General features: G+C 60.4%; 24 protein-coding genes. All 24 read left to right on the top strand.

What is annotated here, in order from left to right:
* Nucleotides 1-432 (top strand): EF-Tu/IF-2/RF-3 family GTPase (locus CEY05_RS16605; protein WP_369825953.1); only part of this gene is annotated, 432 nt, incomplete at its 5' end.
* Between the two features lie 68 nt (nt 433-500).
* A complete protein-coding gene (gene rpsJ / locus CEY05_RS16600; RefSeq protein ID WP_003806903.1) occupies nt 501-812 on the top strand; it encodes a 30S ribosomal protein S10 in 312 nt (103 codons plus the stop codon).
* Nucleotides 813-1,153: 341 nt separating this feature from the next.
* A complete protein-coding gene (rplC, locus tag CEY05_RS16595; protein WP_198952795.1) occupies nt 1,154-1,843 on the top strand; it encodes a 50S ribosomal protein L3 in 690 nt (229 codons plus the stop codon).
* Nucleotides 1,844-1,847: 4 nt separating this feature from the next.
* Nucleotides 1,848-2,465, top strand: coding sequence for a 50S ribosomal protein L4 (gene rplD / locus CEY05_RS16590; protein WP_088599450.1), 618 nt, complete (start codon nt 1,848-1,850; stop codon nt 2,463-2,465).
* Nucleotides 2,462-2,758, top strand: a complete 297-nt coding sequence (rplW, locus tag CEY05_RS16585) for a 50S ribosomal protein L23 (RefSeq protein ID WP_088599449.1) — start codon at nt 2,462-2,464, stop codon at nt 2,756-2,758. The genes rplD and rplW overlap by 4 nt, the downstream gene beginning before the upstream one ends.
* A complete protein-coding gene (gene rplB / locus CEY05_RS16580; RefSeq protein WP_088599448.1) occupies nt 2,759-3,586 on the top strand; it encodes a 50S ribosomal protein L2 in 828 nt (275 codons plus the stop codon).
* A gap of 12 nt (nt 3,587-3,598) precedes the next feature.
* Nucleotides 3,599-3,874 carry a 30S ribosomal protein S19 gene (gene rpsS, locus CEY05_RS16575; protein ID WP_057654231.1) on the top strand — a complete coding sequence of 92 codons (276 nt, stop codon included), beginning with the start codon at nt 3,599-3,601 and terminating at the stop codon, nt 3,872-3,874.
* A 3-nt stretch (nt 3,875-3,877) separates the two neighbouring features.
* The gene (rplV, locus tag CEY05_RS16570) at nt 3,878-4,207 is read left to right on the top strand and encodes a 50S ribosomal protein L22 (protein WP_057654230.1); all 330 of its coding nucleotides are present in this window, start codon (nt 3,878-3,880) and stop codon (nt 4,205-4,207) included.
* 9 nt (nt 4,208-4,216) lie between these two features.
* Complete coding sequence (gene rpsC, locus CEY05_RS16565; protein WP_088599447.1) at nt 4,217-5,017, top strand: 30S ribosomal protein S3; 801 nt, start codon at nt 4,217-4,219, stop codon at nt 5,015-5,017.
* Nucleotides 5,018-5,019: 2 nt separating this feature from the next.
* Complete coding sequence (rplP, locus tag CEY05_RS16560; protein WP_088599446.1) at nt 5,020-5,436, top strand: 50S ribosomal protein L16; 417 nt, start codon at nt 5,020-5,022, stop codon at nt 5,434-5,436.
* Between the two features lie 10 nt (nt 5,437-5,446).
* Nucleotides 5,447-5,638 (top strand): 50S ribosomal protein L29, encoded by a 192-nt coding sequence (gene rpmC / locus CEY05_RS16555; protein WP_088599445.1) that lies wholly within the window; start codon nt 5,447-5,449, stop codon nt 5,636-5,638.
* A 2-nt stretch (nt 5,639-5,640) separates the two neighbouring features.
* Nucleotides 5,641-5,922 (top strand): 30S ribosomal protein S17, encoded by a 282-nt coding sequence (rpsQ, locus tag CEY05_RS16550; RefSeq protein ID WP_088599444.1) that lies wholly within the window; start codon nt 5,641-5,643, stop codon nt 5,920-5,922.
* 159 nt (nt 5,923-6,081) lie between these two features.
* Nucleotides 6,082-6,828: an aspartyl/asparaginyl beta-hydroxylase domain-containing protein gene (locus CEY05_RS16545; protein ID WP_088599443.1), complete on the top strand. Its 747-nt coding sequence runs from the start codon at nt 6,082-6,084 to the stop codon at nt 6,826-6,828.
* Between the two features lie 421 nt (nt 6,829-7,249).
* Nucleotides 7,250-7,618, top strand: a complete 369-nt coding sequence (gene rplN, locus CEY05_RS16540; RefSeq protein WP_088599442.1) for a 50S ribosomal protein L14 — start codon at nt 7,250-7,252, stop codon at nt 7,616-7,618.
* Nucleotides 7,619-7,628: 10 nt separating this feature from the next.
* A complete protein-coding gene (gene rplX / locus CEY05_RS16535; protein WP_088599441.1) occupies nt 7,629-7,949 on the top strand; it encodes a 50S ribosomal protein L24 in 321 nt (106 codons plus the stop codon).
* A gap of 14 nt (nt 7,950-7,963) precedes the next feature.
* Nucleotides 7,964-8,503, top strand: coding sequence for a 50S ribosomal protein L5 (rplE, locus tag CEY05_RS16530; protein WP_088599440.1), 540 nt, complete (start codon nt 7,964-7,966; stop codon nt 8,501-8,503).
* Between the two features lie 11 nt (nt 8,504-8,514).
* Nucleotides 8,515-8,820, top strand: coding sequence for a 30S ribosomal protein S14 (gene rpsN, locus CEY05_RS16525; RefSeq protein ID WP_088599439.1), 306 nt, complete (start codon nt 8,515-8,517; stop codon nt 8,818-8,820).
* Between the two features lie 10 nt (nt 8,821-8,830).
* Complete coding sequence (gene rpsH, locus CEY05_RS16520; RefSeq protein WP_088599438.1) at nt 8,831-9,226, top strand: 30S ribosomal protein S8; 396 nt, start codon at nt 8,831-8,833, stop codon at nt 9,224-9,226.
* A 12-nt stretch (nt 9,227-9,238) separates the two neighbouring features.
* On the top strand, nt 9,239-9,772 hold the full coding sequence (gene rplF / locus CEY05_RS16515) for a 50S ribosomal protein L6 (RefSeq protein WP_088599437.1): 534 nt from the start codon (nt 9,239-9,241) through the stop codon (nt 9,770-9,772).
* A 21-nt stretch (nt 9,773-9,793) separates the two neighbouring features.
* A complete protein-coding gene (gene rplR / locus CEY05_RS16510) occupies nt 9,794-10,156 on the top strand; it encodes a 50S ribosomal protein L18 (RefSeq protein ID WP_088599436.1) in 363 nt (120 codons plus the stop codon).
* A gap of 15 nt (nt 10,157-10,171) precedes the next feature.
* The gene (gene rpsE, locus CEY05_RS16505; protein WP_088599435.1) at nt 10,172-10,693 is read left to right on the top strand and encodes a 30S ribosomal protein S5; all 522 of its coding nucleotides are present in this window, start codon (nt 10,172-10,174) and stop codon (nt 10,691-10,693) included.
* A 3-nt stretch (nt 10,694-10,696) separates the two neighbouring features.
* Nucleotides 10,697-10,882, top strand: coding sequence for a 50S ribosomal protein L30 (rpmD, locus tag CEY05_RS16500; protein WP_057654212.1), 186 nt, complete (start codon nt 10,697-10,699; stop codon nt 10,880-10,882).
* 9 nt (nt 10,883-10,891) lie between these two features.
* Nucleotides 10,892-11,341 carry a 50S ribosomal protein L15 gene (gene rplO, locus CEY05_RS16495; RefSeq protein ID WP_088599434.1) on the top strand — a complete coding sequence of 150 codons (450 nt, stop codon included), beginning with the start codon at nt 10,892-10,894 and terminating at the stop codon, nt 11,339-11,341.
* A gap of 19 nt (nt 11,342-11,360) precedes the next feature.
* A complete protein-coding gene (gene secY / locus CEY05_RS16490) occupies nt 11,361-12,692 on the top strand; it encodes a preprotein translocase subunit SecY (RefSeq protein WP_088599433.1) in 1,332 nt (443 codons plus the stop codon).
* Nucleotides 12,693-12,697: the final 5 nt, after the last annotated feature.

The raw sequence follows: 12,697 nt of genomic DNA, 5'->3' as shown, positions 1-12,697 counted from the left end.
GTGAAGACGACCTGCACCGGCGTGGAAATGTTCCGCAAGCTGCTGGACCAAGGCCAGGCTGGCGACAACGTCGGCATCCTGCTGCGCGGCACCAAGCGTGAAGACGTCGAGCGCGGCCAAGTGCTGGCCAAGCCCGCTTCGATCAACCCGCACACGGACTTCACCTCCGAGGTGTACATCCTGTCGAAGGAAGAAGGCGGCCGCCACACCCCGTTCTTCAACGGCTATCGTCCCCAGTTCTACTTCCGTACCACGGACGTGACGGGCACGATCGAACTGCCGGCCGACAAGGAAATGGTCCTGCCGGGCGACAACGTGTCGATGACCGTGCGCCTGCTGGCTCCGATCGCCATGGAAGAAGGCCTGCGTTTCGCCATCCGTGAAGGCGGTCGTACCGTCGGCGCCGGCGTCGTTGCCAAGATCCTGAAGTAATTCCCTGCCGGGTGCGGTGATCCGGATCCACGGATCACCGCTTACATCGTTCTTTAGTAGGAAACACCATGAAAAACCAAAAGATCCGCATCCGCTTGAAGGCGTTCGATTACAAGTTGATCGATCAGTCGGCCGCTGAAATCGTCGACACCGCCAAGCGTACCGGCGCGGTCGTCCGTGGTCCGGTTCCGCTGCCCACGCGTATTCGTCGTTACGACGTGCTGCGTTCGCCGCACGTGAACAAGACGTCGCGTGACCAGTTCGAGATCCGCACGCACCAGCGTCTGATGGACATCGTCGATCCCACCGACAAGACCGTGGACGCCCTGATGCGTCTGGATCTGCCGGCCGGTGTCGATGTCGAAATCGCCCTGCAGTAAGAAGTAATGTGACGCGCCCTGCGAAGGAGGGCGAGTCATGGCGAAGGCCGCGTAACCTCCGGGGACGCGGCCTTTTGCATGGTGGCGTCCGGACAAGCATGGTGGCGCCGTCTGTGGCGAAAAAGCTGCTAGCGCGCCCTGCCTGCCTCCCAAGCTGGCGGGCGCTTGCCATTCAGTAAATCACCGTGCTATAGTCTGAGACTTGCCGTTTTTGGCAGAGCCGTGCCTGTCCTCATTGGGAACGTCTCGCAGTAGCCGCGGCAGAAATGACACACACGTAGGGCGAAGTGTCTCTTCGCCTGATTAGCCCCGACCAATCGTAGTCGGGAATGGAGAAAACGATGTCGAATCCGACACCCACGCCTGCCGCCCATCGGCTCGGGCTGGTGGGTCGCAAGGTTGGCATGACCCGTATTTTCACCGAGGATGGCGAGTCCATTCCGGTGACCGTGCTGGATCTGTCGAACAACCGAGTGACCCAGGTCAAGTCCCTGGAAAGCGACGGCTATGCCGCTGTCCAGCTGGCTTACGGCGAGCGCCGCAAGTCGCGCGTTGCTGAGCCGCAAACCGGCCACTACGCCAAGGCTGGCGTCGAAGCCGGTAGCATCCTCAAGGAATTCCGCCTCGACCCCGCCAAAGCCGCCGAATTCACCGCCGGCAGCGTGGTCACCGTTGAAAGCGTGTTCGAAGTTGGCCAAACGGTCGACGTGACGGGCACCACCATCGGTAAAGGCTTTGCAGGCACCATCAAGCGCCACCACTTCGGTTCGCAACGCGCGTCGCACGGTAACTCCCGTTCGCACCGCGTTCCCGGCTCGATCGGTCAAGCGCAAGATCCCGGCCGCATCTTCCCCGGTAAGCGCATGTCGGGTCACCTCGGTGACGTGCAGCGCACTGCCCAGAACCTGGACGTGATCCGCGTGGACGCCGAGCGCGGCCTGCTGTTCGTCAAGGGTGCTGTGCCCGGCCACAAAGAAGCGAACGTCGTCGTGCGTCCGGCCGTCAAAGCCCCGGTCAAGAAAGGAGCATAAGTAAATGGATCTCAAGCTCCTGAACGATCAAGGCGAAGCTGGCACCGTCAGCGTTGCCGACACCGTCTTCGGCCGTGAATTCAACGAAGCGCTGGTGCAGCAGATCGTGGTGGCCTTCCAGGCCAACGCGCGCAGCGGCAACCGTGCCCAGAAGGATCGCACTGAAGTCAAGCACTCCACCAAGAAGCCCTGGCGCCAGAAGGGTACCGGCCGCGCTCGCGCCGGTATGACCTCGTCGCCGCTGTGGCGTGGGGGTGGTCGCACGTTCCCGAACTCGCCGGACGAGAACTTCAGCCAGAAGGTCAACAAGAAGATGTACCGTGCCGGGATCCGTTCGATCCTGTCGCAATTGGCCCGTGAAGGCCGCATCACCGTGGTTGACGCATTCAAGCTGGAATCGCCCAAGACCAAGCTGGCAGCTGACAAGCTGAAGGGCCTGGGTCTGGAATCCGTGCTGATCATCACCGACGACTTCGACGAAAACGTCTATCTCGCCACCCGCAACCTGCCGCACGTTGCCGTGGTCGAACCGCGCTATGCCGATCCGCTCTCGTTGATCCACTACAAGCAAGTGTTGATCACGAAGCCCGCCATCGCCCAACTCGAGGAGATGCTCGGATGAACACCGAACGTTTGATGCAGGTTCTGCTGGCCCCGATCGTGACCGAAAAGGCCACGTTCATCGCCGAAAAGAACCAACAAGTCGCTTTCCGCGTGGTCGATACCGCCACGAAGCCGGAAATCAAGGCTGCCGTCGAACTGCTCTTCAAGGTGCAGGTCGAGTCCGTGCAGGTCCTCAATCGCAAGGGCAAAGTCAAGCGCTTTGGACGTTTCGTGGGTAGCCGCCGCAGTGAGCGCAAGGCCTACGTTTCGCTCAAGGAAGGCCAGGAAATCGACTTTGCGGAGGTGAAGTAAATGGCCCTCGTTAAAGTCAAACCGACCTCGGCCGGCCGCCGTGGCATGGTGAAGGTGGTAAGCCCGAACCTGCACAAGGGCGCGCCCCACGCCTCGCTGCTCGAAAAGAAGAAGCGTGGCTCTGGCCGTAACAACAACGGTCACATCACCATCCGTCATCGTGGTGGTGGTCACAAGCAACATTACCGTATCGTCGATTTCAAGCGTGACAAGGACGGGATTCCCGCCAAGGTCGAGCGCCTGGAATATGACCCCAACCGTACGGCGCACCTGGCGCTGCTGTGCTACGCCGATGGCGAGCGCCGCTACATCATCGCGCCCCGTGGCCTGGAAGTTGGTGCCTCGCTGGTGTCGGGCGACGAAGCCCCCATCCGCGCCGGCAACACGCTGCGTATCCGCAGCATCCCGGTGGGTACGACGATTCACTGCGTCGAAATGCTGCCCGGCAAGGGTGCGCAAATCGCCCGTTCGGCCGGCGCTTCCGCCGTGCTGATGGCGCGCGAAGGCGTCTACGCGCAGGTTCGCCTGCGTTCGGGCGAAGTGCGCCGCATTCACATCGAATGCCGTGCCACGATCGGTGAAGTCGGTAATGAAGAACACAGCCTGCGCCAGATCGGCAAGGCCGGTGCAATGCGTTGGCGCGGTGTCCGCCCGACGGTTCGTGGCGTGGCCATGAACCCGGTCGATCACCCGCACGGTGGTGGTGAAGGCCGCACCGGCGAAGCTCGCGAACCGGTCAGCCCGTGGGGCACCCCGGCTAAGGGTTACAAGACCCGTAGCAACAAGCGGACGAACAATATGATCGTCCAACGGCGCAAGCGCAAGTAAGAGGCGAACACTATGTCACGTTCGATCAAGAAAGGCCCGTTTGTCGACGCCTACCTTATTACCAAGGTAGAGAAGGCCGTCGCGGGCAAAGACAAGAAGCCGATCAAGACCTGGTCGCGTCGCTCCACGATCCTGCCCGAGTTCATCGGTCTGACGATCGCTGTGCACAACGGCAAGCAACACGTTCCCGTTTATATCAACGAGAACATGGTCGGCCACAAACTCGGCGAATTCGCGCTGACCCGTACGTTCAAGGGTCACGCCGCGGACAAGAAGGCCAAGAGGTAAGCGATGGAAACTACTGCCATTATCCGTGGAGTTCACATCTCGGCCCAGAAGACCCGTCTGGTTGCGGACCTGATCCGCGGCAAGTCGGTCGCTCGTGCCCTTGAGATCCTCAACTTCTCGCCGAAAAAAGCCGCTGGCATCCTGAAAAAGGCTGTCGAATCCGCGATCGCCAACGCCGAGCACAACGACGGCGCTGACATCGACGAGCTGAAGGTCACGACGATTTTCGTGGACAAAGCCGAATCGATGAAGCGTTTCTCCGCTCGTGCGAAGGGCCGTGGCAACCGCATTGAGAAGCAGACCTGCCACATCACGGTCAAGGTCGGAGCCTAAGGAGTCACGATGGGTCAGAAAATTCACCCCACTGGGTTCCGTCTCGCGGTCACCCGTAATTGGTCCTCGCGTTGGTACGCTGACGACAAGTCTTTCGGTGCCATGCTGGCCGAAGACATCCGCGTGCGCGAGTACCTGAAGAAGAAGCTCAAGAGCGCGTCCGTTGGCCGCGTGGTTATCGAGCGTCCTGCCAAGAATGCCCGCATCACCGTCTACTCGGCTCGTCCGGGCGTGGTGATCGGCAAGCGCGGCGAAGACATCGAAAGCCTGAAGGCTGATCTGCAGCGTCTGATGGGCGTGCCCGTGCACGTCAACATCGAGGAAATCCGCAAGCCGGAAACCGACGCCCAGCTGATCGCCGACTCGATCTCGCAACAGCTCGAAAAGCGCATCATGTTCCGCCGCGCCATGAAGCGTGCCATGCAAAACGCCATGCGTCTGGGTGCCCAAGGCATCAAGATCATGAGCGCTGGCCGCCTGAACGGCATCGAAATCGCACGTACCGAGTGGTACCGCGAAGGTCGTGTGCCGCTTCACACGCTGAAGGCGAACATCGACTACGGTACCTCCGAAGCCCACACCACCTACGGTGTGATCGGCATCAAGGTCTGGGTCTACAAGGGCGACATGCTGGCCAATGGCGAATTGCCGCCTGAGACCGCCGCGCCTCGCGAAGAAGAGCGCCGTCCGCGCCGTGCCCCCCGTGGCGACCGTCCTGGTGGCGATCGTCCTGGTGGCCGTCCCGGCGGTGGTGGCCGTGGCCGCGGTCCGCGTAAGGCGGACGCCGCGCCGGCGCCTGAAGGAGAATAAACATGCTGCAACCCGCACGCAGAAAATATCGCAAAGAGCAGAAAGGCCGCAACACGGGCCTGGCCACGCGCGGCACCAACGTGTCGTTCGGCGAATACGGCCTGAAGGCCACCGGCCGTGGCCGTCTGACCGCTCGCCAGATCGAGGCTGCTCGTCGCGCCATCAACCGTCACATCAAGCGTGGCGGCCGGATCTGGATCCGCATTTTCCCGGACAAGCCGATCTCGCAAAAGCCCGCCGAAGTCCGTATGGGTAACGGTAAGGGCAACCCGGAATACTGGGTCGCTGAAATCCAACCCGGCAAGGTGCTGTACGAAATGGAAGGGGTGAGCGAAGAATTGGCTCGCGAAGCTTTCCGCCTGGCCGCCGCCAAGCTGCCGATCGCGACGACCTTCGTAGCTCGTCACATTGGCACCTAAGGAGTCCGACATGAAAGCCAAAGAACTCCGTACCAAGAACCTCGCCGAGCTGCAGCAAGAGCTTGAGAGCTTGCTCCGTGCCCAATTCGGTCTGCGTATGCAGAGAGCTACTCAGCAGCTCGCCAACACCAGCCAGCTGCGTAAAGTGCGCCGTGACATCGCTCGCGTCCGCACCTTGCAGACCGAGAAGGCAGGAAGCTAATCATGAGCGAAACGCAAAACACCCAACCCGCCAAGCGCCAGCGTACGCTGGTCGGCAAGGTCGTCAGCAACAAGATGGACAAGACCGTGGTTGTTCTCGTCGAACGCCGCGTGAAGCACCCCATCTACGGCAAGATCATCGTGCGCTCCGCGAAGTACAAAGCGCATGACGAGACGAACCAGATCAACGAAGGCGATATGGTTGAAATCGCCGAAGGCCGTCCCATCTCGCGCTCGAAAGCGTGGAGCGTGGTGCGCCTGGTCGAGGCCGCTCGCATCATCTGATGCACGCGTAGTACCCGTACCGGCCGGGAGTCATCCCGACCAGTACCTGAAAAGCCAAGGGCTCACGTCCTTGGCTTTTTTTCTGCCTGCTCGCATGACGTTGGCGGCGCCTGGCGGTAAAGTTGAAGCCCGGCACAACCTGCATGGACAGAATCAATCTTGAAGCCGCTCGCGCCTGCCACCGTTCCTACCCTTTTCTCGCGTATCTTCTTTAGCCTGATCGACTGGCTGCGTAACGGAATCGCCAAGGCTTCCCTGGTGGGCGACCACCCGATTTTCGACAATGCGCTATTTCCCTGGATCCCCGCAGTGGAGGCCCAGGCCGCCGCGATACGGACGGAATTGATGGGCGTCCTGGGGCAGCGCGAGCAGCTGCCGGCTTTCCACGAGCTGTCGCCCGAAGTGGCCACCATTACCGCGGACGACCAATGGAAGACCTTCGTCTTCATGGCGTATGGCCTGCGCTCTGCGCGCAATATGGACCGCTGTCCAGCAACGGCCGCGGCGCTGAAGCATATTCCCGGCATCCGCACCGCCTTCTTTTCCATCCTGGAACCCGGTAAGCGGATCCCCCTGCACCGCGGCCCGTATAACGGAGTGCTGCGCCTGCACCTGGGCCTGGTCGTGCCGGAACCGCGCGAGAACTGTTGGATAGAAGTGAACGCCCAGCGATACGTCTGGCGGGAAGGGGAGGCCGTGGTCTTCGACGACCTCTATCCGCATCAGGTCCATAACGACACCGACGGTGTCCGAGTGGTCCTGTTTGTCGATTTTGACCGGCCCTGCCGGGCGCCGATGCGCTGGATCAATCGGCTGGTCCTGGCCCTGGCGCCCCTGACGCCGGAGATCAAGCGCGGCAAGGCCAAGCATGATTTGTGGGAAAAAGACTACTATGGTCGCCGATAGCACAAAGGGCTTGCAATCCCCAGGCCGGCCGGATAGAATGGTCAGCTTTCCCAAATAGTCAATCTGGCTAGGCGGTACACAAGAGCAGGCGATCGAGCGATAGCTGGATCGGTGCACAGGTACCAACGCAGAGTCAGGCGGGCGAAAGGGGAAAACTCCGCAGGATATCAACCCAGGTTCGTAGGGGTTGCTTGAGGTTAGCGGCGGCGGTTGTCGGCAAGACAGCAGCAGCGGCACATAACCCAGGGCAAGTCAGACGGGCCTTACGGGACCAAAACTGGCAGGAAACGGCGAATTCGCCTGGTAATGAAGTTTTGGGACTGATCAGGGTGGGGCGGCTTTATCGGTCGCGCTCCCAGGTCCGTTCCAGGGCGCGAGACCACGACTTCGAATTTCCGGTTAAGTTGGAACAGGAAAAATCATGATCCAAATGCAGACCACGCTGGACGTGGCCGACAATACTGGTGCGCGCCGTGTGCGATGCATCAAGGTTCTCGGCGGCTCCAAGCGCCGTTATGCCGCTATCGGTGACATCATCAAAATCAGCGTCCTGGACGCCGCTCCGCGCGGTCGTGTGAAGAAGGGCGAAATCTACAACGCCGTGGTCGTTCGCACCGCCAAGGGCGTGCGCCGCAAAGACGGTTCGTTGATTCGCTTCGGCAACAACGCTGCCGTGCTGCTCAACGCCAAGCATGAGCCCATCGGTACTCGTATCTTCGGACCCGTTACGCGTGAACTGCGTACCGAGAAGTTCATGAAGATCGTGTCGTTGGCCCCGGAAGTGCTGTAAGGAGCCATCAATGAACAATATTCGTAAAGGCGACGAAGTCATCGTCCTGACCGGCCGCGACAAAAAGCGCCGTGGCACCGTGCTCGAGCGTATCGACGCCGACCACGTTCTGGTCGAAGGCGTGAACGTCGTCAAGAAGCACACCAAGCCCAACCCGATGGCCAACAACCCCGGTGGCATCGTCGAAAAGACCCTGCCCATCCACGTTTCGAACGTGGCGCTGTTCAATCCTGCCACTGGCAAGGGCGACCGCGTTGGTGTCAAGGAAGTCGACGGCCGTAAGGTGCGTGTGTTCCGTTCCAATGGTGCCGAAGTCGGCGCCAAGGCGTAAGGGGCGACCAGATTATGACCCGTTTGCAAGAAATCTATCGCGACAAGATCGTCGGTGAACTGACGGAAAAGTTCGGCTACAAGAGCCCGATGCAAGTTCCGCGCATCACCAAGATCACGCTGAACATGGGCGTTTCGGAAGCCGTGGCCGACAAGAAGGTCATCGAGCACGCCGTGGGCGACCTGACCAAGATCGCCGGCCAAAAGCCCGTGATCACCAAGACCAAGAAAGCTATCGCCGGTTTCAAGATCCGCGAAAACTATCCGATTGGTTGCATGGTGACGCTGCGCGGTCAACGCATGTACGAATTCCTGGACCGCCTGGTGGCGATTGCCTTGCCTCGTGTGCGTGACTTCCGTGGTATCTCCGGCCGTGCGTTTGACGGTCGCGGCAACTACAACGTCGGGGTGAAAGAGCAGATCATTTTCCCCGAAATCGAATACGACAAAATCGACGCGCTGCGTGGGCTGAACATCAGCATCACCACCTCCGCCAAGACCGACGAAGAAGCCAAGGCACTGTTGACCGCCTTCAGCTTCCCGTTCCGTAACTAAGGGGCGATGACGTGGCCAAACTTTCACTGATCAATCGTGATATCAAGCGCGCCAAGATGGCGGAGAAGTTTTCCGCCAAGCGCACCGCACTGAAGGCGATCATCGACGACCAGTCGAAGCCCGAAGAAGAACGTTACCAAGCTCGGCTCAAGCTGCAACAGCTGCCGCGCAACGCCGCTCCCACTCGCCAGCGTAACCGCTGCGCAGTTACGGGTCGCCCGCGTGGCGTGTTCAGCAAGTTCGGCCTTACGCGCCACAAACTTCGCGAAATGGCTATGCGTGGGGAAATCCCGGGCATGACCAAGGCCAGCTGGTAGGAGAACGAATATGAGCATGAGCGATCCCATCGCCGATATGCTGACCCGCATTCGCAATGCGCAGCAAGTTACGAAAGTCACGGTGAGCATGCCCTCCTCGAAGCTGAAGGCCGCTATCGCGGCTGTGCTGAAGGACGAGGGTTACATCGACGGTTTCGAAGTCAAGGGCACCCAGGCCAAGCCTGAGCTCGAGCTTTCGCTGAAGTACTACGCCGGCCGCCCGGTGATCGAACGCATCGAACGCGTTTCGCGTCCCGGCCTGCGTATCTACAAGGGCCGTAGCAACATTCCTCAAGTCATGAACGGCTTGGGCGTGGCTATCGTGTCGACTTCGCGTGGCGTGATGACGGACCGCAAGGCCCGCGCCAATGGCGTTGGCGGCGAAGTCCTGTGCTACGTGGCCTAAGGAGAAATTCTAATGTCACGTATCGCTAAGTACCCCGTGAATCTGCCCAAGGGTGTTGAAGCCACCGTTGCGCAGGATCAAATCATCGTCAAGGGCCCGCTGGGTTCGTTGACGCAGCCCCTGACGGGCGACGTTGCCATCTCGCTGGATAACGGCGTGCTGACCTTCGTTGCGGCTAACGAAACGCGTCATGCCGACGCGATGTCGGGCACCGTGCGCGCTCTGGTCAACAATATGGTGACCGGCGTCAGCAAGGGTTTTGAACGTAAGTTGACCCTGGTCGGCGTGGGTTATCGCGCCCAGGTCCAGGGCGACGCCGTGAAGCTGCAACTCGGTTTCTCGCATGATGTGGTGCACAAGCTGCCGGCCGGTATCAAGGCCGAATGCCCGACCCAGACCGAAATTCTGATCAAGGGTTCGAGCAAGCAGGTTGTTGGCCAGGTGGCTGCTGAAATCCGCGCCTACCGTCCGCCGGAGCCCTACAAGGGCAAGGGTGTGCGTTATGCGGATGAGCGCGTCATCATCAAAGAAACCAAGAAGAAGTAACGGCGCACGCAAGGACGAATCATGGATAAGAAAGTATCTCGTTTGCGTCGTGCGGTTCCGACCCGCCGGAAAATCCTCGAACTGCGCGTTCATCGCCTGTCGATTTTCCGCTCGAACCTGCACATCTACGCGAACATCATTTCGCCGGAAGGCGATCGCGTGCTGGTCAGCGCCTCGACGCTGGAAGCAGAAGTCCGCGCCCAGCTGGGCCAGGTCGGCAAGGGTGGCAACAAGGCCGCCGCTGAACTGGTTGGCAAGCGCGTCGCCGAGAAGGCCAAGGCCGCCGGTATCGAACTGGTTGCCTTCGATCGCTCGGGCTTCCGTTACCATGGCCGCGTGAAAGCGCTGGCCGATGCCGCGCGCGAAGCCGGCCTCAAGTTCTAAGCGAGGATCAGTCAAATGGCTAAAGCACAAGGCAAGGGCCCGGTCGAGAAGGAAAACGACGACGGTCTGCGCGAGAAAATGATTGCGGTCAACCGCGTCAGCAAGGTGGTGAAGGGTGGTCGTACCATGTCCTTCGCCGCTCTGACGGTGGTTGGCGACGGCGACGGCCGCATCGGCATGGGCAAGGGCAAGGCGCGTGAAGTGCCGGTCTCGGTCCAGAAGGCGATGGAACAGGCTCGTCGTGGTCTGTTCAAGGTTGCCCTGAAGAACGGTACGCTGTTCCACACGGTGGTTGGCCAGCACGGCGCCTCGAAGGTGCTGATCTCGCCGGCACCCGAAGGTACCGGCGTGATCGCCGGCGGCCCGATGCGCGCCATCTTCGAAGTGATGGGCATCCGTAACGTGGTTGCGAAGAGCCTCGGTTCGAGCAATCCCTACAACATGGTTCGCGCTACGCTGAATGGCCTGCGCGCCTCCATGACCCCGTCGGAAGTTGCCGCCAAGCGTGGCAAGACCGTCGAAGAGATCTTGGGGTAAATCATGGCTGACAAGCAGATCAAAGTTACGCTGGTGCGGTCGGTTATCGGCACCAAGCAGGATCACCGTGATACGGTGCGCGGCCTCGGCCTGCGTCGTATCAACAGCACCAAGATCCTGAAAGATACGCCCGAAGTGCGCGGCATGATCCGTAAAGTGGATTATCTCGTCACTGTGTCGGAAGTCTAAGGAATCGAGATGTCGGATACTCAACTCCAACTGAATACGCTCAAGCCCGCCGAAGGCTCCAAGCATGCCAAGCGCCGTGTCGGCCGTGGCATCGGCTCCGGCCTGGGCAAGACCGCTGGTCGCGGTCACAAGGGTCAGAAGTCCCGCTCGGGTGGCTTCCACAAGGTCGGCTTCGAAGGCGGTCAAATGCCGCTGCAGCGTCGTCTGCCCAAGCGTGGTTTCACGCCCCTGGGTCAGCACCTGTACGCCGAAGTCCGCCTGTCGGAACTGCAAGCCGTGCCCGTCGACGAAATCGACGTGCAAGTGCTGAAGCAGGCCGGTGTGGTTGGCCAGCAAGTTCGATACGCCAAGGTCATCAAGTCCGGCGAACTCTCGCGCAAGGTCGTGCTCAAGGGCATTACCGCGACGGCCGGCGCTCGCGCCGCCATCGAAGCTGCGGGCGGTTCGATCGCTGCTTGATTGACGGATGAGGTGAAGAGTGGCTAACGCGCAGGCACTGGGCAAGACCGGATCTCGTTACGGCGATCTGAAGCGTCGTTTCGTCTTCCTGGTGCTCGCCTTGGTGGTGTACCGCCTGGGTACGCACATCCCGGTTCCGGGTATCAACCCGGACGCCCTGGCGGACTTGTTCCGCCAGAACCAAGGCGGGATTCTGGGCCTGTTCAATATGTTCTCGGGCGGTGCGCTGTCCCGCTTCTCGGTCTTCGCGCTGGGGATCATGCCGTACATCTCGGCATCGATCATCATGCAGTTGATGTCGGTTGTGGTGCCGTCGCTCGAGGCATTGAAGAAAGAAGGCGAAGCCGGTCGTCGCAAGATTACCCAATACACCCGCTACGGCACGGTCGTGCTGGCGCTGGTGCAGGCAGTGGGTATTTCGGTGGCGCTGGAATCGCAACCGGGTCTGGTGACGGATCCTGGCATGTTGTTCCGATTCACCACGGTCGTGACTTTGCTGACCGGCACCATGTTCATCATGTGGCTGGGCGAGCAGATCACCGAGCGTGGCCTGGGCAACGGTATCTCCATCCTGATCTTCTCGGGGATCGTGGCGGGGTTGCCGACTGCGCTGGCCGGCTTGCTGGACCTGGTGCGGACGAACTCGATGTCGGTGGTTTCGGCCCTGTTCATCGTGGCGTTGGTGATTGCCGTGACGGCCTTCGTGGTGTTCGTGGAACGCGGACAGCGCAAGATCACCGTCAACTACGCCAAGCGCCAGGTGGGCAACAAGATCTACGGCGGCCAGAGCTCGCATCTGCCGTTGAAGCTGAACATGGCCGGCGTGATTCCGCCCATCTTCGCCTCGTCGATCATCCTGTTCCCGGCCACGATTACCAGCTGGTTTTCGAGTAGCGAGAAGATGCGTTGGTTGGGTGACCTGGCTGCTGCGTTGTCGCCGCGCCAACCGCTCTACATTACGCTGTATTCCGCCGCTATCATTTTCTTCTGCTTTTTCTACACGGCTCTGGTGTTCAACAGCCGCGAAACGGCGGACAACCTGAAGAAGAGTGGTGCTTTCGTCCCGGGCATCCGTCCCGGTGAACAGACCGCGCGTTATATCGACAAGATCTTGATGCGCTTGACCCTGGCTGGTGCGCTGTATATCACCCTGGTCTGCCTGTTCCCCGAGTTCCTGGTCATGCGCTGGAACGTGCCGTTCTACTTCGGTGGTACTTCGTTGTTGATTATCGTCGTCGTGACGATGGACTTCATGGCTCAGGTCCAGGCCTACATGATGTCCCACCAGTACGACTCACTGCTCAAGAAGGCTAACTTCAAGGGCTCGAATTCGAATCTGCCGATGCGTTAGCAAAG

Source organism: Achromobacter sp. HZ34 (assembly GCF_002209485.1).
Lineage (GTDB): Bacteria > Pseudomonadota > Gammaproteobacteria > Burkholderiales > Burkholderiaceae_B > Bordetella_C.
Note: the sequence above shows the minus strand (reverse complement) of the source record. Positions and strands in the feature narration are given on the sequence as shown.